Source organism: Vibrio kyushuensis, assembly GCF_050337325.1.
Lineage (GTDB): Bacteria > Pseudomonadota > Gammaproteobacteria > Enterobacterales > Vibrionaceae > Vibrio > Vibrio kyushuensis.
Window position 1 is genome coordinate 483,581 of the sequence record NZ_JAKJSV010000004.1, and the last position, 22,391, is coordinate 505,971.

The 22,391-nt window shown below is 41.7% G+C and carries 18 protein-coding genes; 9 read left to right on the forward strand and 9 right to left on the reverse strand.

Features of this window, described 5'->3' with window-relative positions; genetic code table 11:
* Positions 1 to 121 precede the first annotated feature (121 nt).
* Positions 122 to 1,714, forward strand: coding sequence for a BCCT family transporter (locus L4D20_RS11305; protein WP_428801670.1), 1,593 nt, complete (start codon positions 122 to 124; stop codon positions 1,712 to 1,714).
* A 94-nt stretch (positions 1,715 to 1,808) separates the two neighbouring features.
* On the opposite strand, the gene L4D20_RS11310 is transcribed toward L4D20_RS11305, so the two are convergent.
* Both L4D20_RS11310 and L4D20_RS11315 read right to left on the reverse strand, forming a co-directional pair.
* Positions 1,809 to 2,513: a hypothetical protein gene (locus tag L4D20_RS11310; RefSeq protein WP_428801671.1), complete on the reverse strand. Its 705-nt coding sequence runs from the start codon at positions 2,511 to 2,513 to the stop codon at positions 1,809 to 1,811.
* The gene (locus L4D20_RS11315) at positions 2,492 to 4,261 is read right to left on the reverse strand and encodes an ABC transporter substrate-binding protein (RefSeq protein WP_428801672.1); all 1,770 of its coding nucleotides are present in this window, start codon (positions 4,259 to 4,261) and stop codon (positions 2,492 to 2,494) included. The genes L4D20_RS11310 and L4D20_RS11315 overlap by 22 nt, the downstream gene beginning before the upstream one ends.
* Positions 4,262 to 4,435: 174 nt before the next feature.
* Here L4D20_RS11315 and L4D20_RS11320 point away from each other — a divergent pair, with 174 nt between their 5' ends.
* From L4D20_RS11320 to L4D20_RS11340, 5 genes are all read left to right on the forward strand, one after another.
* Positions 4,436 to 4,654, forward strand: a complete 219-nt coding sequence (locus tag L4D20_RS11320) for a hypothetical protein (RefSeq protein WP_428801673.1) — start codon at positions 4,436 to 4,438, stop codon at positions 4,652 to 4,654.
* Positions 4,655 to 4,833: 179 nt separating this feature from the next.
* Positions 4,834 to 5,433 (forward strand): tRNA (pseudouridine(54)-N(1))-methyltransferase TrmY, encoded by a 600-nt coding sequence (trmY, locus tag L4D20_RS11325; protein ID WP_428801674.1) that lies wholly within the window; start codon positions 4,834 to 4,836, stop codon positions 5,431 to 5,433.
* 180 nt (positions 5,434 to 5,613) lie between these two features.
* Positions 5,614 to 6,606, forward strand: a complete 993-nt coding sequence (locus L4D20_RS11330) for an ABC transporter substrate-binding protein (protein WP_428801675.1) — start codon at positions 5,614 to 5,616, stop codon at positions 6,604 to 6,606.
* Positions 6,607 to 6,659: 53 nt separating this feature from the next.
* Positions 6,660 to 7,946, forward strand: a complete 1,287-nt coding sequence (locus L4D20_RS11335; protein WP_428801676.1) for a diguanylate cyclase domain-containing protein — start codon at positions 6,660 to 6,662, stop codon at positions 7,944 to 7,946.
* 111 nt (positions 7,947 to 8,057) lie between these two features.
* Positions 8,058 to 9,077 carry an adenosine deaminase gene (locus L4D20_RS11340; RefSeq protein WP_428801677.1) on the forward strand — a complete coding sequence of 340 codons (1,020 nt, stop codon included), beginning with the start codon at positions 8,058 to 8,060 and terminating at the stop codon, positions 9,075 to 9,077.
* A 74-nt stretch (positions 9,078 to 9,151) separates the two neighbouring features.
* On the opposite strand, the gene L4D20_RS11345 is transcribed toward L4D20_RS11340, so the two are convergent.
* Positions 9,152 to 10,513: a DEAD/DEAH box helicase gene (locus tag L4D20_RS11345; RefSeq protein ID WP_428801678.1), complete on the reverse strand. Its 1,362-nt coding sequence runs from the start codon at positions 10,511 to 10,513 to the stop codon at positions 9,152 to 9,154.
* 330 nt (positions 10,514 to 10,843) lie between these two features.
* Between L4D20_RS11345 and yihG the strand changes: the two genes are divergently transcribed.
* Positions 10,844 to 11,737 carry a 1-acylglycerol-3-phosphate O-acyltransferase, YihG family gene (gene yihG, locus L4D20_RS11350; protein WP_428801679.1) on the forward strand — a complete coding sequence of 298 codons (894 nt, stop codon included), beginning with the start codon at positions 10,844 to 10,846 and terminating at the stop codon, positions 11,735 to 11,737.
* Between the two features lie 375 nt (positions 11,738 to 12,112).
* Here yihG and cspE read toward each other — a convergent pair whose 3' ends face one another.
* The 4 genes from cspE to L4D20_RS11370 all read right to left on the reverse strand — a co-directional run bounded on the left by cspE (position 12,113) and on the right by L4D20_RS11370 (position 18,078).
* The gene (gene cspE / locus L4D20_RS11355; protein WP_017033441.1) at positions 12,113 to 12,322 is read right to left on the reverse strand and encodes a transcription antiterminator/RNA stability regulator CspE; all 210 of its coding nucleotides are present in this window, start codon (positions 12,320 to 12,322) and stop codon (positions 12,113 to 12,115) included.
* A gap of 278 nt (positions 12,323 to 12,600) precedes the next feature.
* Entirely contained in the window at positions 12,601 to 15,450 is a 2,850-nt protein-coding gene (locus L4D20_RS11360; protein WP_428801680.1) for an Hsp70 family protein, read from the reverse strand.
* A gap of 49 nt (positions 15,451 to 15,499) precedes the next feature.
* Positions 15,500 to 17,446, reverse strand: coding sequence for an Hsp70 family protein (locus L4D20_RS11365; RefSeq protein WP_428801681.1), 1,947 nt, complete (start codon positions 17,444 to 17,446; stop codon positions 15,500 to 15,502).
* Positions 17,446 to 18,078, reverse strand: coding sequence for a DUF2760 domain-containing protein (locus tag L4D20_RS11370; RefSeq protein WP_428801682.1), 633 nt, complete (start codon positions 18,076 to 18,078; stop codon positions 17,446 to 17,448). Before L4D20_RS11370 ends, L4D20_RS11365 begins: the two co-directional genes overlap by 1 nt.
* Positions 18,079 to 18,519: 441 nt before the next feature.
* On the opposite strand from L4D20_RS11370, the gene ggt reads away from it, so the two are divergent.
* Complete coding sequence (ggt, locus tag L4D20_RS11375; RefSeq protein ID WP_428801683.1) at positions 18,520 to 20,274, forward strand: gamma-glutamyltransferase; 1,755 nt, start codon at positions 18,520 to 18,522, stop codon at positions 20,272 to 20,274.
* Between the two features lie 109 nt (positions 20,275 to 20,383).
* Here the strand turns inward: ggt and L4D20_RS11380 are convergent, their stop codons facing one another.
* Positions 20,384 to 20,890, reverse strand: a complete 507-nt coding sequence (locus tag L4D20_RS11380; RefSeq protein WP_428801684.1) for an SRPBCC family protein — start codon at positions 20,888 to 20,890, stop codon at positions 20,384 to 20,386.
* An 80-nt stretch (positions 20,891 to 20,970) separates the two neighbouring features.
* On the reverse strand, positions 20,971 to 21,618 hold the full coding sequence (locus L4D20_RS11385) for a TetR/AcrR family transcriptional regulator (protein ID WP_428801685.1): 648 nt from the start codon (positions 21,616 to 21,618) through the stop codon (positions 20,971 to 20,973).
* Between the two features lie 208 nt (positions 21,619 to 21,826).
* Here L4D20_RS11385 and L4D20_RS11390 point away from each other — a divergent pair, with 208 nt between their 5' ends.
* Positions 21,827 to 22,357 (forward strand): 3'-5' exonuclease, encoded by a 531-nt coding sequence (locus L4D20_RS11390; RefSeq protein WP_428801686.1) that lies wholly within the window; start codon positions 21,827 to 21,829, stop codon positions 22,355 to 22,357.
* The last annotated feature ends 34 nt before the right edge of the window (positions 22,358 to 22,391 follow it).

The following is a 22,391-nucleotide window of genomic DNA, read 5'->3' on the forward strand; positions in this document are numbered from 1 at the left end:
AACTGTTACCCTTCTCGCGAAAACTCATAAGTATATCCGTGCAAATTGTTTAGGCCACTAAGGAAGTAGTGGCTTTTTTATAGCACAAAATTTGGATGTACGCCGTAACTTGAGAGGGAAAATGTCACACGTTAAAGATAAATATAGTATTGAGAATACCGACTATACCGTTGGTCAAGATAACGTACAAAAATGGGGCTTCGATATTCATACGCCTGTTTTTGTCATTAGTGCAGGTCTAATCCTTTTATTCCTTTCTGTACTTTTAGTCGTCGAACCGTCCACTGCAAAATCCTCACTAGACAGCATCAAATGGGCCATCATTGATAAGTTTGATAACCTTTTCATGTGGTCAGCCAATATATTCGTCATCTTTTGTGTCGGTCTAATCTTTACACCCTTTGGAAAAATTCGCCTTGGTGGAGAAGATGCTAAAGCAGAACACTCTAACCTGTCTTGGATAGCCATGCTTTTTTCAGCGGGTATCGGCATTGGTTTAATGTTCTACGGAGTTGCAGAGCCAGCTGCATATTTCACAGATTGGTATGGCACCCCGCTTGGTGTTGAAGCGTATACCGAAGAAGCTGCTAAGCTCGCTTTAGGTGCAAGTATTTTTCACTGGGGTATCCATGGCTGGGCAATCTACGGTATCGTAGGTTTGTCACTGGCACTGTTTGCGTACAATAAAGGTCTTCCTTTGTCGATGCGCTCAGTATTTTACCCGCTACTAGGTGACCGTACTTGGGGCTGGTTTGGCCATGTGATTGATATCATGGCCGTGCTTGCAACTTTATTTGGTTTAGCAACCTCTTTGGGCCTAGGTGCTCAACAAGTAACAAGTGGTATAAATCACGTATTTGGAACTGACGGTAGTCTCGGTTTGCAAATGGCAGTGATCGCGTTCGTTACTATGTTTGCAATTCTTTCGGTTGTTCGTGGCATCCATGGCGGCGTTAAAGTTCTGAGTAACCTGAATATGATCCTTGCATTCGGCTTACTGATTTTTGTTGCTCTGATTACACTGTCTGTGACCCTTTCAACTCTGCCTGTCGCGTTGATGGGTTATGTAGAAAATATCATTACAATGAGCAATCCTATCGGGCGTGAAGATCAATCATGGATGCACGGTTGGACCGTATTCTACTGGGCTTGGTGGATCTCATGGTCACCATGTGTAGGTATGTTCATTGCGCGCGTATCTAAGGGCCGAACGGTAAGAGAGTTCTTAACGGCTGTGATAATTATTCCAACAGCAATTACTTGGGTATGGATGTCAGTGTTTGGTGGCGTAGCGCTTGATCAAATCGCGAATCAAGTGGGTGAGCTAGGTGCTAATGGCTTGACGGATATTTCGTTGGCTTTATACAGCACATTTGATGCACTTCCTATGGCTAATGTTTTGTCTATATTCTCAATTGTATTGATCATGGTATTTTTCATTACATCATCTGACTCTGCGTCACTGGTTATTGATAGCATTACTTCAGGTGGTAAAGTTGATGCGCCGGTTCCACAACGAATCTTCTGGGCAGTTATTGAAGGCTCAATTGCTGCAGTACTGCTGTGGGTTGGTGGAACAGAAGCCATTCAGGCTCTACAAGCCGGTACCATTTCTACAGCGTTGCCATTTACCTTTATTCTGCTAGTGATGTGTGTAAGCTTAGTGCTTGGCCTTCGTTCAGAAATGACCCACTATAAATTCGCAACAGCATAATATATAGAAGGTTTAAATAGAGAATAAAAGGAGTACGCTGTACTCCTTTTTTAATGCGTAAAAACAAATGCCAATATCTATTGGCTAAAAGTAATCAGTTTTTAAATGACATGCTGATTTCACCATTAGAAAGCATGGTGTCTATTGTGATTTGTAAGGCGTTTACATCACGAAGCGTGATTGATTTATTGCAGGCAAGATACTTGATATCGGTAAGAAAAATGAACGGTGAAGACGATATGGGAATATCTAATTCATTAGAGAGTGTGGTAGCAGAACGAATGTCAGAGAGCCAAAAATCTACTCCCTCTCTTCGTAACATCCGAATGCCATCTTCTAGATCCTTCGTCAGCATAAGGTTGAACCCTTGCTTCTTCATCTCCTGTGTTATGGCGTAACCTTCATAAGCAACGATTTTATCGTAGACAGCATCTCGGATTGTAAACAGTGTGTGATCAGTAGAGTTCTTACTGTACAGTGCGTATTGGCTGATGGCGACAGGGCCAATCCAAACAAAATCTGCTTCAATCAGCTGTGAGCGAGCAACAGGAAATGAGCAGGTGTTTCGTCTTAGTTTTGAAGACTTCAGTGCCCTTGGTTTTGGAATATATTCAATATTGTAATCTATATTCGCGCGGTGGAAAATTTCCGTAATTGTGTGATAAGTGATTCCACTATTAGGGTTTCCCTCCTTGTTCACCATTGGAGGTGAATAAAAAGTATTCAGCAGAAGAGGTTCCGCATGGCTCAGTGTACTAGCGATGAGCAAAGTAAAGATTAGCGAACATCGATATTCCATAGTTTATAAACCTCTGAAAGTGGAAGCGTCACACCTTGCTGTTTTTCAACTATTTCTTTCCACGGAGCTCCGGGTTTATTAAGCCAAACAGTTGGATCTGAGATCATATTTAATTTTGGTGAACATTGGCGCATGGGAATAGCAGATAATGACTGCATGTGTTGGTCAAATTTACTAGCTAGCTTGAATAGGGTCTCCTTTGCAGTAATATCCCCATAAAGATACTCACCGATATGTTGCCACCACATTGCGGCCATTGTTGAGTAATCTGGAATATTAACTCCAGAAGGCGTCCATACATTTTTAGCATCACTTTGATAAAACTCGACGAGGCCACCTAAACGCTTTTGCATAGCAGTGAAAGCGGGTGATTGAATATCTGAGTGCCGTATAGGTGTAAATCCGTTCAATAGCTTATCAAAAGTTACTGTTTTCGAAACAGTGAACTGTGCATATAACCACGCCGCCTCTTTTTGTCTATCGGGTGTTGAATGAAGAAACGTCCAGGAACCAGCGTCTTGGTAACCAGATTTCATTCCTTGTTTCCAATATTTACCACGAGGAGAAGGGGCTAATCGCCATAAAGGGTCGCCATTTTCATCAATGACTTTGGAGTCTTCATCAAGCAATATTGGCACAAACGCGCTATACCAAAAGATTTGCTGCGCCACCCTTCCTTGTGAAAGAAATTGAGCGGCTGTTCGAAAAGTAAGTGATTTTGATTCTGGAGGAGCATAGTTTTCTAGCCAAAATTTATATTTTTCTAGAGCATAAATAGCAGCAGGGCTATTTAATGCACCGCCACGAGTAACACTAGCGCCTACAGGAATGCACTCTTCAGCACGGATTCCCCAGTCTCCGACGGGAAGACCACTTGGTAAACCTAAATCATTAACACCTGCAAGACTTAGCCACGAGTCTGAGATTCGCCATCCCAATGAAGGCTCGTACTTAGCGTAATCAAAGTGTCCCCAAATACGTTCACCGTCGATTTCTTGAATGTCATAAGTGAAGAACTGTGCAATATCTTCATAAGCTTGCCAGTTCTGAGGCACAGCTAATTCATAGCCATATTTAGCGTGAAATTTTTTTTGAAAGTCGGGGTTAGAAAACCAATCATGTCGATACCAATATAAATTAGCAAACTGCTGATCTGGGAGCTGGTAGATAGTGCCCTGAGCATTTTTAGTAAATTCGATACCTATAAAATCGTCAATATCGAGTGTTGGTAACGTAATATCTCGCCATTCATTTTCTATAAAATCAGACAGTGGAACGACTTTGCCGGTTCGAATATGCGTACCAATAAAATCACTGTCATTTATGTAACCATCATAAATATGTAACCCAGAGTTCATTTGAAGTTGAAGGCGCTTAACGAGATCATCTTCACCAGTAATTTCGTGGCTGACTTGAATTCCAGTAAGTTGAGTAAATATTTTCGCCAAATACTGAGATTCATATCGATGCGTTGGGATATCTTCAGATATCACTGTGACTTTAGTTCCTTTATACGCTTTGGCTGCCTCCTTAAACCATTCGAGTTCGGCGTTTCTCTCGGTAACGTTGAGAGATGAGTTAATAAAATGTTTAGTAACGTCGTTGACAGTAAGTGGAGCATCGGAATTTGAAGACGAAACAGGGGTAGGTACGAACAGAACCAACGAGAAACCTAAAGCAAAGATTCTCCCTTTGGTTGAGCAGAATTGGGTTAAGCCATGTATAGGTACAGACCGACGTAGTTTCATGCTCGTGTAAACCTTTATATAACCCAATTGTTAGTTTTGAGTTTAGTACAGATTAATTAGAGGTGATGCCGAGTTATTAATTATAGCTGTACTGTTTTTTTATACAGTTATTTCTTGTGTATTTTCATACAGTATCTATACTGGTTATAGGTACAGTGTTATTTGAGGTGAAATATGTTGTGGGAAACCTTAGAGCGAGTAAATCGCTTACGACAAGAAGCTTTAAGCAACCAAGCATTTGTCGACTCAGCAAAAGAGCATGAACAAGCTTTGCAAACTGAAGAGTGCATAGAAAATAGAAAGTCACTGCGTAAAAAGGGGAGGGTGAAAGCTCTTTCCCAAGTGTACCAGCAAACAGAGTTTGGCTTTAACCCATCTGATATAGAGCACTAATTAAACTGAAACTAAAGGCCTCTCAGAGTATCTACTGAGAGGCTGCTATTGTCTATTTTGCTCGTTATCTTAGAACTACTCTGGTGTTTCCGGTTATTGTCTGTATGGTATCCTCTTTCCCTAAAGTTCAATTGATAATGGGTCCACCCTTTATCTGAAATAGCCTAAAGAGTACCAATATGAGAGCATTCGTTGTTCGAGCTAGAGCCGCTTCAACAGACAAAAATACATTCCTAGCCTCAGTAGGAGAAGAAGCACATACAGAGATTCTGGCCCATGTGTTAATGAATGCTATTTTTACTGCTCAGTCTCACCGTGATGACGTAGAGGTGTTTTTGGTAATAGAGAGTACTCAAGATTTTTCTAGAACCGTTCGTTTTCAATCCAGTGAGCTTCGCAATATTGGTGGCTTTCATGAACAAGCACTGATTAATAAAATTGCTAATGCTCTAGGAGCATCCGTAGGCATGGATAAAGAGCAACTGCGCGAGGTCGAACCGGGTATTACTGTTGAAACAGTAAGTTTTGAGCGTTTAGTGCAAAGGCTTGCTGAAACATATCAGCTCTACCTTTTAGATAAAAAGGGAGATTCAGTTCGTGAGATTGAACTATCCCATGATGCTTGTTTTTTATTAACAGACCACATCCCGATGCCAAAGAAGTCTTGGAATAGTTTGAAAAGATTAAATACACAAAAAATAAGCTTAGGGCCAAAAATGCTGTTCGCTTCTCAGTGCATCGTATTAATTCAAAATGAGTTGGATATTCAGCTAGCTTAGCCTTTTGTATTGGAATCAATAGCTTTAATTTAGGCAGCGTTTCTTGACTGATACACTGCCTTTATTCTGATTTGGATCATAGTTACTCCTGCATTTCATTTTACGTCCCCTTTACGCTTTTATATCAACTATATTTAACCTATCTCGCAGGTGAAATTAGTTCATATAGGTGCAGAACGAATGAAAATAAAACTTAGCCTTGCAGTTATGCTTTTATTGATAGGAGGGGGTCTTTTCTATCAAATTGATTCTACAAACCAAAAGAGCGCACCAACTGGCGAGCGAATAACCATTGCCGTCTCTCAAACACCGTTGTCTTCTCCTTTTATTATTGCCTCTCACCTAAAACTTTTTGAAAAACAGAATGTTAATATTGAGTTGATTCCATGTATGGGGGGAGTAGCTTGTGCTAAATCGTTGTTCAATAATGAGGTCGATTTTGCGACTGCATCTGAATCTGTGGTGATGTTTGAAAGCTTTAATCAAGATGACCTCTCATTAATATCGTGTTTTGTTGAGTCAGATAATGATGTGAAGTTATTGACGTTAAAAGACAATAACATCAACTCTATTGATGATCTGATAGGAAAGAGAGTAGGAATTATAAAAGCGAGTGCGAGTGAATTTTATTTTGACTCCCTATTAAGAGCAAACAATCTACAAAGTCTTGAACTTATTCGGGTTTATATGTCCCCTCAGCAGTTGAGTGAGGCACTTTTTAGCGGAGATGTCGATGCAGTGTCGATATGGGAACCACATGGTTACTTAATCATGTCAGGATCAAAAGAAGTTGTTAACTTAAGCCTTGATGGCATATATCACCTTACTTTCAACTTGTTGACTCGAGATTCAGAAAAGAAAGAACGCATGGAAGCCTCTGTAAAAATTCTTACTGCAGTAGACCAATCGATTCACTGGATAAATCAAAACCCAGAAGAAGCGAGAGAAATCATTGCAGGGTTTCTCGATATACCAAAGTCTCAGCTAGAGTGGTCATGGGAAGACTATACATTTCGTTTATCGATTGGCAATGCGCTTTTGTCTAATCTTCAGTTGCAAGCTCGTTGGGCTATAGAAGCAAAATTAGTCGAGGGTGAAATGCCCGACTATCGAAAAATTCTTTCACCAAATGCGTTGGAGCAGGTATTACACAAACCTGTAAGCTATCAGTAATGAACTCTATCCTTAGTAAGCTCAATTTACTCGTTGTCACGTCGATTTTGCTTGTGGCCGTAGTTACAGCATCTCTATGGAATATCAAGAATGAGCAACAGCTAAGTGATACTCGTGTAGAGACAATCCTGCAGACTCAGTTAAGGGTTGATATGCTAAGAAGCCAATTATGGGTGTTCTTACAGCATGACGATAAGGCCAGTTTAGAGGAAGTTTACATCGCGCAACAAATGCTATCAGAGAATTTAAATATGCAAAGTGAATTCTCATCTTATATTAAAAATTTACAAAGAATGAACCAGAGCCTAGATATATTATTGCGTAAAGAACGGTCTTTATACGACTCTCAATCCCATAATGAAGAACTCTTACTAGCTCCATTATCGACTAAAGAAGCAGTGTCGCTGCTTCACTCTCGCTATAATATGATTGTGCAAAATATGGCGGAAGAACTCTTTCATCTACAAAAAGATGTCCTATATAGCAATAAAAAGAACCATGAAAAATCGCTATTAATGACAGGAGTAATACTCTTGTTATTTTCTGTAGCTATTTCCTTCATGACGTTACTTGTTTACAAACAATTTAAAACTGGCTCAAGATTGATTAAATCGGGTATACATAAATTGTCTGATGGAGATCTTTCTAGTCGGATAGAAAAAACAGAGCTTGATGAGGAGTTTTCAACTATAGCGCGATTTTTCAATGAGATGAAGGGTTCTTTACAGGAAAATATAGTCACAAAAGACCAACTTGAGAAAGAGGTGAAATCCAAAACATCAATTTTAATACAGCAAAAAGACCGCCTGAAATACCTATCTGATCATGACTCTTTAACCAGTGTACTAAATCGAAGAGCCTTTTATATTCATTTGGAAAATGTAATTGAAGAGACAAGTCTTACAAAACTTAAAGCAGTGTTTTTATTTATTGATGTTGATAAATTTAAAGATATTAATGATACGAGAGGACACAATGTTGGTGACCGAGTATTAGTTAATTATGCGTCGAGACTACGCGCCAATATTCGTCCTTCTGATATTATTGGCAGGGTTGGTGGAGATGAATTTATTATTTGTTTGAGTTCATTAAATAGTATTGAAATGATCCCGTCGAAATTGACAAAACTATTAGATGTATTGGATCAACCGATGGAAATTGAAGGATTAACATTGTCTGTTACGAGCAGCATCGGTGTTAGCGTCTACCCCGATCATTCCACTCAAATAAGTGAATTGCTAGACCGTGCGGACCAAGCGATGTACCAAGCAAAAAAAGAGCAACGTAGCGCATTTTGTGGTTTTGAATTTGATTGTGAATCCAAAGGGAGGACTGGATAGCATAATAAAAATAAAGGTTTGTCTAAGCGTCTATTCAATTAGAGTCAAAAGTGTCGATACGACTATAATCAGAAGTAGCGTTAGTCACTAGGAAATTAGTTAGGAGAATCTATGGATCAGTTTTCATTTATTAAAGGTTTACCAAAAATCGAATTGCATATCCATATAGAAGGTTCTTTAGAGCCGGAAATGATGTTTAAGTTAGCAAAAAGAAACAAGGTTGCTTTAAGTTATGAAACACCTGACGACGTGAAAAGAGCTTATGAGTTCGATGATCTTCAATCTTTTTTAGATATCTATTATCAAGGCGCAAATGTTCTGATTCATGAACAGGATTTTTATGATCTGACGTGGGCTTACTTACTTCGTTGCAAACAAGACAATGTTATACATACCGAACTGTTTTTTGACCCGCAGACTCATACAGATCGAGGAATTGAATTCGGTGTTGTGGTTAATGGCATTAATAGGGCGCTTAAAGACGGTCAGTCAGAACTAGGTATTTCTAGCCAACTTATTATGTGTTTCTTACGACATTTAGATGAGGCTTCGGCAATTGAAACGTTGAACCAGTCATTACCTTACCGAGATCAGATTATTGCTGTTGGACTTGACTCATCAGAGGTAGGGCATCCACCAGAGAAATTTCAAAGGGTATTTGAACTCGCTTTAGAACATGGGTACAAGACCGTCGCTCATGCAGGAGAGGAGGGGCCAGCAAGTAACATTGTTAATGCATTGACCTTACTGAATATTTCTCGGATAGATCATGGTGTTCGCTGTGTGGATGACAAAGTACTCGTAGATCAACTGATTAAGTCAAGAGTTCCGCTTACGGTATGCCCTTTATCAAACATTAAGTTGAAAGTATTCGAGTCAATGAAACATCATAATATCGTGGAGCTATTGGAAAAGGGGCTATGTGTTACGGTGAACTCAGATGATCCAGCTTACTTTGGTGGTTACATGAATGACAACTTTTTTGCGATAGCAGAGAGTATTTACGTCACTAATCAACAGCTCGCTCAGTTTTCATATAATGCAGCGGAAGCCAGTTTTGTCGACGACACTCAAAAAACAGAGATGAAAGCTTTAATTACAACTTACGTAGAAAAGTGTTCGTTACTATAAGAAAAAGAGAATAATAAACAAAAAAGCGGTGAGATAACTCACCGCTTTTTGAACTAAAACTAGTTAATTATCGCCTAGCTAGGTTTGTTGCTCTGTTGTGGTTTTTTAAACTGGCGACGTTTTGGTTTGTTCGCAGCACCACTTTCAGATTTATTTCCACCTACATGACGCTTATTTTTGCCTGCTGGTTTATGGCCTCGAGCGTTATCACCAGAGCGTTGCCCATCTGCGTGGTTGCTTTTTGGCTTCTTAGGCTTTTTAGCTTTAATTGGTCGAGTATCTAATCTCGATTCCGGCAGAGTATTTTGTGGCTTGAAACCTTCCAGTTCATGACGAGTCAGTAGCTGCTTAATGAGACGCTCAATACCAAACAGATCGGCTGCTTCATCAGCACATACTAAAGATATCGCTTTGCCCACTTCACCTGCGCGGCCAGTACGACCAATTCGGTGAACATAATCTTCAGAGATATTAGGTAGATCAAAGTTAACAACTTGAGGAAGTTGTGGGATATCGATGCCGCGAGCTGCAATATCTGTTGCAACCAATACTCGAATCTCACCTGACTTAAAGTTCGCTAAAGCCTTGGTTCTTGCCCCTTGGCTCTTATTGCCATGGATAGGAGCAGAAGTAATACCCTGATCATTTAGGTAGTGAGACAGTTTGTTTGCCCCATGTTTAGTTCGGCTAAAGACTAAAACTTGTTTCCAATCTCCATCTTTAATTAGCTTCACAAGCATTGGTGCTTTTTGCTTTTTATCTGCAGGGTAGATGCACTGCTCGACAGTTCTTGCCGTTGAGTTTGCAGGGCTAACTGAAATCTCAACTGGATTATTTACTAAGCCCTTTGCCAACTCTTTTATTTCGTCAGAGAATGTCGCTGAGAACAGTAGGTTTTGACGCTGTTTTGGTAACACATTTAGGATTTTACGGATATCGCGAATAAAGCCCATATCAAGCATGCGGTCAGCTTCATCAAGAACAAGAACTTCAAGTTGAGAGAATCTCACCGCTTTTTGATTGAACAGGTCTAGTAGGCGGCCTGGTGTTGCAACAAGCACGTCACAGCCTTGGCGCAGTCTCATCATTTGAGGGTTAATCTTAACACCACCAAATACAACCGATGAACTTAAAGGAAGATGCGCGCTATAGCGCTCTACATTTTCATTGATCTGCGCAGCAAGTTCACGTGTTGGCGTAAGAATAAGCGCACGAACATGATTACTTTTCACTTTAGGGCCGTTAGTTAAGCCTTCTAAAATTGGAAGAGTAAAGCCGGCTGTTTTACCTGTCCCAGTTTGCGCTGCTGCCATTACATCTTTACCTTGAAGCACAGCCGGTATTGCTTGTGCTTGGATAGGGGAAGGTGTGTCGTAACCTTGTTCTTTAATAGCTTTTAAAATTGGAGCAGAAAGACCGAGTGAGGTAAAACCCATAAATATGATTCTCAATTAACAATGAAAGTAGCTTACCAGCCGCGAATAATGAACATTTTGAACAACCGCTCTTAATAGGATAGAGCAGTTGGTGTCAATTTGGACAAGCAGCAAAAAATAAGATCAGCTTGCGGCGACAAAAAGTGCGCCATTTTGAGGCTTTTAGTCTTGAACATCAACCGATATTTGCCGAACTCACAAAAGAACAGTATTAGCCACAATAGGAGATTATATTTTCCGCGTTGATAGATGATGAAGAAATTATCAAACTATTACGATTTCAAATCATTAATGGTTATAATGGTGTTTTAGTCTTTAGAAATTATAGTAATGTTTGAAAATCTACGCCTTGTTCTGTTTGTTTTACTGGTCACTATTAATACCGCTATTACTGCGTTGGTTGTCGGCCTATTCGCACTGGTAAAATTTATACTGCCTCTTCCAATTATCAAAGTAACTTTTACACGTTTAGCTAATGGTCAGTTTTGGTTATGGGCTACATTTAATTTGTGGATGCTTAATGCCAATAATAAAATCGAATGGAAGGTAGAAGGACAAGAGGCGTTGTCGAAGCAACATTGGTATTTAATGATGTCGAATCATATCAGTTGGGCTGATATCGTCATTGTTTCATCTGTATTGAAAAATAGAATACCGATGACTAAATTCTTTTTAAAGCACGACTTACTTTATGTTCCTTTTGTCGGATTGGCATGCTGGGGGCTCGACATGCCTTTTATGAAGCGCCACTCTAGAGAATATCTATTACGACACCCTGAGCGTCGCAATGACGACTTTGATGCGATCAATAAAGCGTGTGAAAAATTCAGCTATGTTCCAACAACATTAGTAAACTTTGTTGAAGGCACTCGTGCGAATCAAGAAAAACTTGAAACGGTTAAGACCCCTTATCAGCATCTATTACGACCAAAAACAGGTGGAGTTGCATTCGCTTTGAACGCAATGGGCAATCTTTTAGACGGTATTGTTGATGTCACATTGGCTTACCCTGAGAATCAAAGCTCTCCGTTTATTGACCTACTAAAAGGTCGACTAACCAGTGTCGTTGTTCATGTGAAGGTTCACCCTATGAACGAAGATGTTTCAGGCGATTACTTTAATGATAAAGCGTTTAAGCGCCGCTTCCACAAATGGCTTGATACACAGTGGAAAGAAAAAGATGAATACTTAAAAACAGTATATGGGACAAAGAAAGACTCTTAATAACACTGCTCCTAGGGTTATAGTTTTCAAACGGTTGTATTAAATGGTCGATTTGCTATCAGGCAATTCGGCCTTTTTTATTGTCAGAACACAGCGGAACTAATAAGTATAAATATGACGGGGTAGAGTGACGTATTTTACTGGCGACTTATTCTATCAGGGAAGTTAAACGATAAAGCGGGTTGTTTTTTATAGCGAATTGAAAGGTTAGAGAGCGTTGAGATACAGTGGTTATGGAGGAGCTGTAGTGATCAGCTACCAAAACTAGATTAGATAAAGAAGTGTTGGTAATAACTTATTAAAGTAAATAGCTGCTATTTAAAAAAAATGCAGGCCTAGGCCTGCATTTTTAATATTCTGTCAAAATCGACAAGCTTATAGACAAACAACGTTTGCAGCTTGAGGACCTTTTTGACCTTGTTCAACGTCAAAAGAAACCTTTTGACCTTCAGCAAGAGTCTTGAAACCGTCAGAAACGATTGCACGGAAGTGAACGAATACGTCAGCGCCGCCGTCGTCTTGAGAAATAAAACCGAAACCTTTAGTTTCGTTGAACCATTTTACGTTACCAGTTGCTTTAGACATGATGTCTCCTTAATTTTCAAAATAATTCGCAAAAATGCAGTTGTAGCCAATAGAATCATTTATGTGGTGTAGCGATATATTACAGGAAAGACTCCATGAACAAGCTGGTAAGCCGATGCTCGAGGATTTTCAAATACATAACACGTCATTCATATAAATAGGTCTGATATCAGGCCGAAACGAATACTAGCACACTCAAAGGGAATGTGGAGTGTTTCTCAAAAAATAATTAGAAAAAAGCACTCCGAGGGTAATGAATATGGTCACTTGGTTAATATTTAACTAGTTATTAATCGAAGACCATGAGGTAGCGCATCGCCAAATATTCGCTTGGTTTCGCTATCCGATAATTCGGTTATTTCTTGAACTAATTTAATCCAAGATTCGGGTACTTTACTCTTATTTAATTTCATTAATACGTCAGCTCTAAAGTCGTCTGAAATATCAAATAAGCGGTCGCCTGTTTTACGACAAATCATCACCGCCGCAAAAGCGATCATTGGCTCTTTTTGCCAGTTTTGTTCAAGCAGCGTTGGCAGCCATTGTTCAGCTTGCTCGCGAGGAATAACTGTATGTTGACTACCATACAAAGGTGTTCTTGACGCTAAACGGCCAAATGCCCACCAGTGTGCTTGTTCAAATTGATTATGATTAACTGCTTTACTAACAAACCAACTTGCCAATAACACCTTATCTTCCACCTCAAGATGCTCTAATGATGCAGCAAGGCGTACCATCGACTCATAACCGTGCTCTTGCGCCATCTGAGCTGTTTTTGGATTCTTCATCGCCCCAGGGTGTAGATATTTGGCAATGTCGGCTAAGATTGTTTCTTGTTGCTCTTGGTTTAGTCCACCCGCGACGCGACGCCAGAACACCCACCAATCGGTCCAACCTTGATGGTTTTGAAATTGAATATTTTGTTGATACAAAGGCCAGATCTGGTCCATACGCCAGCTATCGGTTGCTTCACCGAAACCAGGTCTCATTGCAAACCCAGCAAGACGTAGCCAATTCTTTTCATGGGACTCAGAGCGACGTCGACGTTTACGCCCTTGTGCCAAGCTATCGAATAGATGTCGTAGAGTCGCGAAATCCCACTGGTCACGCTTTCCTAATGACTTTTCGAGTGTCTTTGTGAGTGTTTTTATCTCTTTATTATCAGCACTTTTCTTATTACCGCTATAAAGACGAGTAATGAGTTCTTTGCACTCAATAAGTTTCGGGCTCAGTTTATGCTCTTCACTCTCTTCTGATGATTGGTTACGAACTTCAAATTCTAAGCTCCATCGTTGATCATTATCAACGCCTACACACTCAAGTTGCAGCGTGCCGACTTCAGTCAGCTGGCAGGCTAATTGAACCTCGACGCGCTCTTTTTGATTTTCATACAACTCTTTGTCTACTACATCAGGGGACGTTTGCTTACTTTCTAGCGTTGTAATGTAAGGAGGCAAAGGTGCAAATAGATCGGCATCCACATCCGTTAACAGACCATTTTGAGCGGTCGCGTTATTAGAAAGAGTATCATGAGTAGAGGTGAGCAAATTAAAGCGTACAGGTTCACCAAGTGTTAGTGAGAACTTGCGGCCAGTTAGGCGAATCTCTTGACCTTCTTCTGTCCCTTTAGCCAATAAACATAGAGCTTGATTCTTCTTGTTTTTTTGCTCCAAATGCAAAAAATAAGAGCGAGCTGAACCGCCACCAATTTTAAGTTGCGCGCCACGTCTTGCTTTGGCAAAAGCAACGGCCCCTAAAGCTACGGATAAGTCAGGATGAGGGTTATCAAGTAAAGTTATGGAGGAGCCTCGCCATTGCTCTAACAGTGACGTCATGCGATTGGTGACCAGTTCACTGTTAAACACACCACCGTTAAGAAGTAACGCTACAGGAATTGCGGGTTCTGACGTCGATTCTTGGCTGTAACTTTCTTCGGCGTAAGAAAGAGCAGAGTGAGAGACTTGTTGATGCTGAGACAAGAATTGCGCCAAATGTTTACTAACCGCTGGGTCTGAGACATAAGGTAATCCAAACTCGACCACCGCACTTCGTCGCTTGTCGGGTATCTGATTGAAGTCACTGAGCGGAAAGAATCCATCAAGTGCGATTTGGTGAACTTCTTGCTTGGTTAGGTTAACGCTTTTTGTGCCGCCTAATAGCTTAGAACCACTGCCGAGCATGGTGATCTTCATTTCATCAGGCGCATTCGCTGATAACAAATTCTCTTTTGCTCGACGCGTTTGTTGAATAAGTTTGGTAAGGCCCGCAGCCGTCAGCTTTTTTGATTGATTGAAACGCTGCTCAGCAAGATGTGCCAAAGCTAAATCAAGGTTATCGCCACCTAGCATTAGATGATCGCCTACACCTATGCGATTGAGCTCTAGTGGGGTATCGTCATGAACTTTAGCTTCAATCAAGCTTAAATCAGTTGTACCGCCACCTACGTCGCAGACAAGAATAAGAGGCAACTCTTTAAGCTCTTCATCTGCGGTATCTTTATGCCGAGAATGCCAGTCATAACAAACGGCTTGTGGCTCTTCGAGTAAAATAATAGCGTTTAGGCCAGCCAGTTTAGCCGCTTCTATGGTGAGTTTTCTTGCTGACTCATCAAACGAGGCAGGGACGGTGACAACAACATCTTGCTTTTCGAGCGGATTACTTGGATTACGGTGATTCCAAGCAAGACGAATGTGATTGAGATAGCTTGCACTGGCAACAATAGGAGAGACTTTATCTACATCCGTTGCACCAGCCCAAGGAAGGATCTCTGAGCTTCTGTCTACCGCTTGATGTGAAAGCCAACTCTTTGCACTGGCAACTTGTCTACCTTCTACTTTCGCACCAAGCTCTCTTGCCCATTCACCGATGATGACCTGTTCAATATCACCTTGTACTAGGCTATCTTGCCAAGGTAGGGTGATGTCTGATGGTGATATCTGTCCCACAGCGGGGTGATAGCGAAAAGATGGAAGCAGCGGTTTTCGAACCACTTCTCCGGGGCCAACAAGTTGATCAATCTCGAAAAGAGATACAGGGGCTTGTTCTAATTGATCAGTATTCTCACAATAGGCGACAACCGTATTGGTTGTACCAAGATCAATACCAACAAGAAAACGCGATGATGCCATGTGCAGACCTTAGATAGAGAAACGGCACCTTTGTAGATGCCGTTTTAGATTACTGTGTTAGCTCGTTGGATGTTGAGTCTTCTCGAACATCAAATTCGACGTGCCACTTTTGCCCATTGTCGGTTGCAATAGCTTCTAGGTATAGAGTACCGAGCTCAGTCACGCGAGAAACCAATGTCACGGGAACGACTTCACCTTCACGGCGACCATCAGATGCAGGTAGTGTCACTTGTATTTCTGGTAGCTCATCGAGTTCGCTTGGTGCCCAATGATCTAAGTGGGTTCCAGCAACGTCTTCACGTCGTGTCGTCGAACCAAAGAATTGGAAGTGGACAGGTTGACCAATCACAAGACCAAACTCTTGGCTTGGTACTTGAGCCACTGAACCTTCTTCCATGCCAAAAGGAGCAATACATAATGCTTCCATTGGGGGAGCCATTCCAGGGATTGCAGGCATAGCACTTTCAATGCCCACATAATAGCTAGAGGCGATGCCACCACGAATACGCACACCTTGACCGTTACGAACGCTGGCGTAGTATGCAGCACCACTTGCAACGGCGAGATCCAAATCAAGACCAGAGAGTGATTTTGCTTGTGGTTGCTCTGCTTTTGATAGCCATGCATTAATGGTATCGCGCAGTCGGTTTGCTAACAGTTTCGATTTCAACACACCGCCATTAAATAAAATAGCAGTCGGTTTAATAAAGTTTTGTGCGACAGGCTCGTTTGGCATACCTGGCATTCCAGCCATGTTTGCAAATGGGTCAAAGCTTTGCTCAGTCGCTTGGTTCTCTAAACCTTTATCTTGGGCGTTAGCTTGCTTAGTCAAAAACGCAGCAATATGGCGAGTGATACCGGCATCTTGTGCATACGGCAAGCCCATCTGTGTTAGTGCACCACGAGGCTTTTGAACCGGATGCTCAGAGACGTCAATGCTCGGGAAGAAGCCGTCAACCAGTGTTTGCTGAACTTCTTGTTGAGTGAGCTCTGTTTTTAGCGTTGCACCTAGAAGTTTTGAACCTCGGCTTGGTACAACGATAGGAACTGATTGCAGTTCGCCATCGTTAAGAAGGGCTTCTTTTGCGTCACGGCATGCGTGCGTCATCGCTTGAACCTGCCAAGGAGCTAGCTCTTTGCCTTCTTGAGCCAACTTCATTTTTAAACGATAGGCTAAGGCAAGATCCATGTTGTCGCCACCAAGCAAAATATGCTCACCAACGGCAATACGGTTCAATGATAAGTTACCATCATCTTCAGTCACTTCAACTAACGATAAGTCAGTGGTACCACCGCCAACATCGATAACGAGAACGATGTCGCCAACATTCACTTCATCACGCCATGCATCACCGTTATTGTTGATCCATGAGTAGAGGGCAGCTTGTGGTTCTTCAAGAAGAGTCAGCTGTTCAAAACCTACATTACGTGCAGCTTCTGCGGTTAAATCTCTAGCGGCTGGGTCAAAAGAGGCTGGAACCGTGATCGTTACATCTTGTTGTGAGAGCGGTGACTCTGGATGGCTATGATCCCACGCTTGTTTCAGATGCTCTAAATAAAGCTCTGTTGCTCGAAGCGGAGATACTTTTTCAACATCTTCAGGGCTTCCTGCGGGAAGAAACGCACTACGTCGGTTCACACCACCATGGCACAACCATGATTTTGCACTCGCAATCAGACGGATAGGGGTTTTTGCGCCAAGATTACGGGCAATAGCACCAACGAGCGCTGTTGGTTCAGTCGACCAAGGCAGAACACGTGACGATGGGTTCATTTCGTGCTCATGAGGTTGGTATAAAAATGAACCAAGCTGATTTCTGTTTTCAACCGTTCCCGGCGTTGTAAGCTGCGGAATGGCAAGAACGTGAACTTCAGGCTGAGTACTTGCGTCTGATTGGTCTTGGTTTTCAGTATAAGAAAGCACGCAGTGGGTAGTACCTAAATCGATACCGACGCTAAATTTTGCGGCTTGATCATGTGACTGTTGGTTTTCCATTACAGCTCTACCTCAGCAGGGGCAATAATTGAAGCATCATAATTTTTAGCAAGCTTTGGCAGGGTCATATCAGTCGCTTTCCAACCTTTATGGACCAGTGTGCCCGTAAATGGCGCAGAACCAGTCACGTTGCCCGTTAAGCGAACTTGTTGAGCATTGAAGCCTTCTTCAATGGTAATACGAGTTTCTTCTTCTTCCGTGCGGATCGACGTTAGTGATACGTAGTCATTTAATACCTTCTGGCCGCCAGTATGAATAACTCGAGCAGCTGCCCCTACTTCTTCATCAGAGAATGAGGTTAGGTCTTCTTTTAGGAAATCAATCAAGCGAGCTTCTTGCTGCATGATAGATAAAAGCTGCATTGCTGAGTCAGTTGAAGCGGTGGCAAGTTTGGATTCTACTTCAACCACTTTCTCGATGATTTTTTCTACTTCAACGATCTTTTCAACTTCAATGATCTTTTCTACTGGTTTTTCAACTTCGACGATTTTCTCAACTGGCTTCTCAACCACTTTTTCGACCACTGTCGATTTACGAGAAACCGCAATCAGTAGTAACAGAACGCTCGATGCTGCTAAACCTGTATGAAGCATATCGATTGTTTGAGGAATCATATTAATATCAAAGTTCATAACGAATTCTCTTTGGTGGTTATATTTAAGGTGAGCTATTCACCTTTGGCACGGTTACTAGTTCATCTTTAGCTCTAATACGTTAAGCATAACTGTATTTCTAACGTATGACGTGAGGGCTAGATCATGCCGAATGTATGTAGTTAATGGTGGCGGATATTATCACATTCAAGCTTTATGGCTCGACAAAACGCAGGATTGACCAGTGATTCAGACCTAATTGATGAGTTTTTAAACACTTCTGAGTGTGAAGATCCGTTTGGCAGTAGTTTTCATTGTCTAGTTGTTAAGATCTATAGCCGAATTACATTCAAGACTGAAGTCAGATAACAAAACGAGAGGATTGTTGTATGAAAGCGGATGGTTATAGTGGTTGATTTGGTATAACGGTATCTAGCATCAAACTTCAGTAGCAGGGATATAACAATAATAAGGAATCATATGTTGAAACAAACTTTAATAGCGTTAAGTGTGATGTTAGCTTCATCTTCGACTTATGCCACGTCTCAGGTCGCGGATGTAGCAGACAGCGTGGCTCCCGAGTTTACCAGTGCCGTGTCTGAAAAGCAGAGTGTAATTGCTAATAAGTACATGGTGGCAGCGGCGCACCCTCTCGCTGTAGAGGCGGGGTATGAAGTTCTTAAAAACGGTGGCTCAGCGGCGGATGCATTGGTTGCTGTTCAAACCGTATTGGGTTTGGTAGAACCTCAATCATCTGGCTTAGGTGGTGGGGCGTTCTTAGTCTATTACGATGCGAAAAATGAAAAAATCACAACGTTTGATGGCCGTGAAACAGCGCCTTTAGCTTCAAAACCAGAGCTGTTTCAGGATGAAAATGGCAAACCGCTCAAATTTTTTGATGCCGTCGTCGGGGGACGCTCCGTCGGAACTCCCGGTACGGTAAAACTACTTTCAACAATGCATGAGAAATACGGTCGCAAAGAGTGGTCCGAATTATTGCTGCCTGCAAAAACATTGGCGATGGATGGCTTTTCTGTTTCTGAAAGAATGGCTTCTTCCATTGCCAGAGATAAGGAGAGGTTGAGTCGTTACCCAGATACGAAAGCGTATTTCTTTACGCCGGATGGTCAGCCCCTGCAGGAAGGGCATCTTCTCGTTAACAAGCCTTATGCGAAAACGTTAGATACTCTTGGGAAAGAGGGTGAGGCTGCGTTCTATTCTGGGCAGATTGCGAAAGATATCGTCGACAAAGTGACGGGTATTAAAGACAACCCTGGCTATCTAGCGCAGGAAGATTTCACTACGTACAAAATTAAGGAACGAGACGCAACGTGTGTTGTTTATAGGCAATACGATGTTTGCGGTATGGGACCTCCGAGTTCAGGCGCACTCACTGTTGGGCAAATATTGGGCATCGCCAGTCATTTTGATTTGAAAGGGATGGGGCCGAATGATCCACAGTCTTGGCAAATCATAGGTGATGCGTCTAGGTTAGCGTTTGCTGATAGAGGCCGGTACATCGCAGACACCGATTTTGTGCCAATGCCAGAAGGTTTACTTGACCCTGCGTACCTAAAAGCTCGGGCAGGACTTATTACTAAAGGTAAGGCTCTGACAGAAGTTACTCCGGGGAATCCACCATGGCAAAGTAAATTGGCGTTAGCTGATGATCAATCGATCGAACTTCCGTCAACCACCCATGTTGTGATTGCAGACGCAGAAGGTAATATTATTTCTATGACCAGTACCGTAGAGAACGGTTTTGGCTCGCGAGTCATGAGTAACGGCTTTATTTTGAATAATGAGTTAACAGACTTCTCTTTTGCCTCGCACAGCAATGGCCTTCCAATTGCTAACCGAGTAGAGCCGGGCAAACGCCCAAGGTCATCCATGGCGCCAACCATCGTGTTTGAAAATGGTAAACCGTACATGGCAGTCGGGTCACCGGGTGGATCTCGCATTATTGGTTATGTAGCAAAAACGCTGATTGCTCACTTTGATTGGGGTATGGACATTCAAGACGCCATCAATATGCCAAACATGGTTAATCGCTTTGGTACCTTTGATGTTGAAGAAGGAACAGATGCCGTACGCTTCAAAGAGCCGCTGGAAAAGATGGGATTCAAAGTCGATGTCCGCGATTTAAACTCGGGGCTACACGGTATCGTCTTCAGTGATGGAACACTCATTGGCGGCGCAGACCCAAGACGAGAAGGCGTTGCAATGGGAGATTAACTTCACATTGCACACTATTGTACTAAATGGCCTATGAGCCGAGTGCTTTAATACTTCTGAAGGTAATGGTGTTAAAGCACACGGTGGTTTTAGCTTGTGGCGGGATGAATTATCCCGTCACAATAGCCGACAGTTTATCATTACTTGGCAGTTTTTTACCTATGCGCTCACCTGTTACACAATGATAAGCCAAGCCGCTGAGTAGTTTTTGGAAAACACCTTTCATCACTGGGCGCATAATAAAGTGTCCCATAAACTGACCTAGTGGGCCGCCTTTCACCACAAAGTCTGATGACATGAATATTTCACTAGTGTTCGCATCAATGGCTTTTACCCCCATTTCAGCCTGCATGCTTTTTAAGGGCAGAGAATACTCAGAGAGTTCCATTGTGAAACTTTGGCCTTCTTTGTACTCAATGATCTCTTCAATAAGGCTTGAACCATCATGAAAAGTACACAGTCGTTTTGTACCAAGCCCTGACTTTATATTACCAATAATTTGGGATGATTCGATTGTCGTTGCGAATCGCTCAACACTGCTATAATCAGCCAGTACTTTCCATATATCTTCCGCAGGGATATTTACTCTAATTGATTTTTCCGTGTGATGCGCCATTACAATATTCCTTCATTTAGGTTATCAGGGTTGTTCGAATTTTAGATTTACAGTTTGATTATTTGCTCAGTCTTAGATGCTTATGTTGCTTTTAATCCAAGCAAGATGACTTCAATAGAGTCTGTGAGATCTTTATCAAAATCAGGTCTCATCATCATGAATTCCTCTTGCTGGTATATCTTGTTCAGCGCGTCATTATGAGAGTTCGCAGCCCACGCGTTTGTCATTGCTGCGAAGCTGAGATTTAAGAACTTAAAGGACTTTTCTTCCTGGAATTCTGGGTAAACATTGCTTATTTCCATTGATAATCGATACAGAAGATCTTTGGACAGTGTTTTAAATTCATGTAGTTGTTCGTATGAACTGTTCTTCTCAAGCGAGATAAATAGGATTGGGGTTAAATCCATAAATTGTGGGTGAGACTTTACGGTTTTGACCCAGCTTCTTGAGAATTCGTTTATGTCTGGATTCATCCCCAAACTCTGGAGTTGTTTACAGCAATCGGTAAACCAACCTTCAAACAATTCAGCAAAGATATTCAAAAAGATCTCTTCTCTAGAACTGAAGTATCGGTACATGTTTGATTTAGTGAATCCCGCTTCAGTTGCAATGCCGTTAAAGCTGACGTTGTCGTACCCCTTCTGCTTAAAAAGGGTAAAAGCGGCATTAAAAATTGCTTCTTTACGCTCGTTCTTCTTGTCGTCAGTTCTTGCTCTTTTCCAGTTCATGCCGGTTTCCAGTTTATACTCGTTATTAGCTAAAATAGATTAAGTGTCCAGTGGTCTCTTATTTGAAATATAAAAGACCACTGGTCTCTTGTCAATGTCTATTTTGTATACTGCGTGTATTGCTTCCTCATTCGGTGCTCTACATTTAGGTGCAAATAAGGTAATATCTTGCGCCTTCAGGAAATTGGATTAGTAGTAAAGGCTGGTAATGAACTATAACCGTGTCGTGTGTTTCGATTTAGAAATGTGTTGTTGGAACGTAGATGGTGTAGGTACTACGGGTGAGATCATAGAAGTTGGTTTAGCTGAAATTGATGTCGCTTCAGGTGAGATCGTTAAACGAGCTCAGTATTATGTTAAGCCTGAGCATGATGAAGTGTCACTGTTCTGTGTTGAGCTTACCGGCATTACTCCTCGAAAAATCGAAAAACAAGGTCGTCCTCTTAAATCGGTAATGAAGTCTGTGCTCAAGAATTTCGGCGGTCCAAATAAAATATACGCTTCTTGGGGGCGTGATGATCAGATCCTATTTAACGAGTGTCGCGAAAAAGGGGTAGATTTACCCTTTAAAGAGTTCATTAATCTAGCAACCTTGTACCGTATCCAAAACCGTCTCAAAGATAAACGTATTGGGCACAGAGCAGCTCAAGAAGCGAAAAAAATTGAGTGGGAAGGGCGCCAGCATTCTGGGTATGTTGATGCGTACAATCTGGCGAAACTTGCTCTGACAATGCTCTAAGTATCCTTCTGTAAACCATAAATAGAGCAAGAAA

Bases quoted from the DNA above. Each gene is read 5' to 3' on its own strand.
- trmY (WP_428801674.1), top strand. From the start codon at position 4,834: ATGAGAGCATTCGTTGTTCGAGCTAGAGCCGCTTCAACAGACAAAAAT.
- ggt (WP_428801683.1), top strand. From the start codon at position 18,520: ATGTTGAAACAAACTTTAATAGCGTTAAGTGTGATGTTAGCTTCATCT.
- L4D20_RS11390 (WP_428801686.1), top strand. From the start codon at position 21,827: ATGAACTATAACCGTGTCGTGTGTTTCGATTTAGAAATGTGTTGTTGG.
- L4D20_RS11315 (WP_428801672.1), bottom strand. From the start codon at position 4,261: ATGAAACTACGTCGGTCTGTACCTATACATGGCTTAACCCAATTCTGC.
- yihG (WP_428801679.1), top strand. From the start codon at position 10,844: ATGTTTGAAAATCTACGCCTTGTTCTGTTTGTTTTACTGGTCACTATT.
- L4D20_RS11365 (WP_428801681.1), bottom strand. From the start codon at position 17,446: ATGGAAAACCAACAGTCACATGATCAAGCCGCAAAATTTAGCGTCGGT.
- L4D20_RS11340 (WP_428801677.1), top strand. From the start codon at position 8,058: ATGGATCAGTTTTCATTTATTAAAGGTTTACCAAAAATCGAATTGCAT.
- L4D20_RS11360 (WP_428801680.1), bottom strand. From the start codon at position 15,450: ATGGCATCATCGCGTTTTCTTGTTGGTATTGATCTTGGTACAACCAAT.
- L4D20_RS11310 (WP_428801671.1), bottom strand. From the start codon at position 2,513: ATGGAATATCGATGTTCGCTAATCTTTACTTTGCTCATCGCTAGTACA.
- L4D20_RS11320 (WP_428801673.1), top strand. From the start codon at position 4,436: ATGTTGTGGGAAACCTTAGAGCGAGTAAATCGCTTACGACAAGAAGCT.
- L4D20_RS11330 (WP_428801675.1), top strand. From the start codon at position 5,614: ATGAAAATAAAACTTAGCCTTGCAGTTATGCTTTTATTGATAGGAGGG.
- L4D20_RS11345 (WP_428801678.1), bottom strand. From the start codon at position 10,513: ATGGGTTTTACCTCACTCGGTCTTTCTGCTCCAATTTTAAAAGCTATT.
- L4D20_RS11370 (WP_428801682.1), bottom strand. From the start codon at position 18,078: ATGAACTTTGATATTAATATGATTCCTCAAACAATCGATATGCTTCAT.
- L4D20_RS11385 (WP_428801685.1), bottom strand. From the start codon at position 21,618: ATGAACTGGAAAAGAGCAAGAACTGACGACAAGAAGAACGAGCGTAAA.
- L4D20_RS11305 (WP_428801670.1), top strand. From the start codon at position 122: ATGTCACACGTTAAAGATAAATATAGTATTGAGAATACCGACTATACC.
- cspE (WP_017033441.1), bottom strand. From the start codon at position 12,322: ATGTCTAAAGCAACTGGTAACGTAAAATGGTTCAACGAAACTAAAGGT.
- L4D20_RS11380 (WP_428801684.1), bottom strand. From the start codon at position 20,890: ATGGCGCATCACACGGAAAAATCAATTAGAGTAAATATCCCTGCGGAA.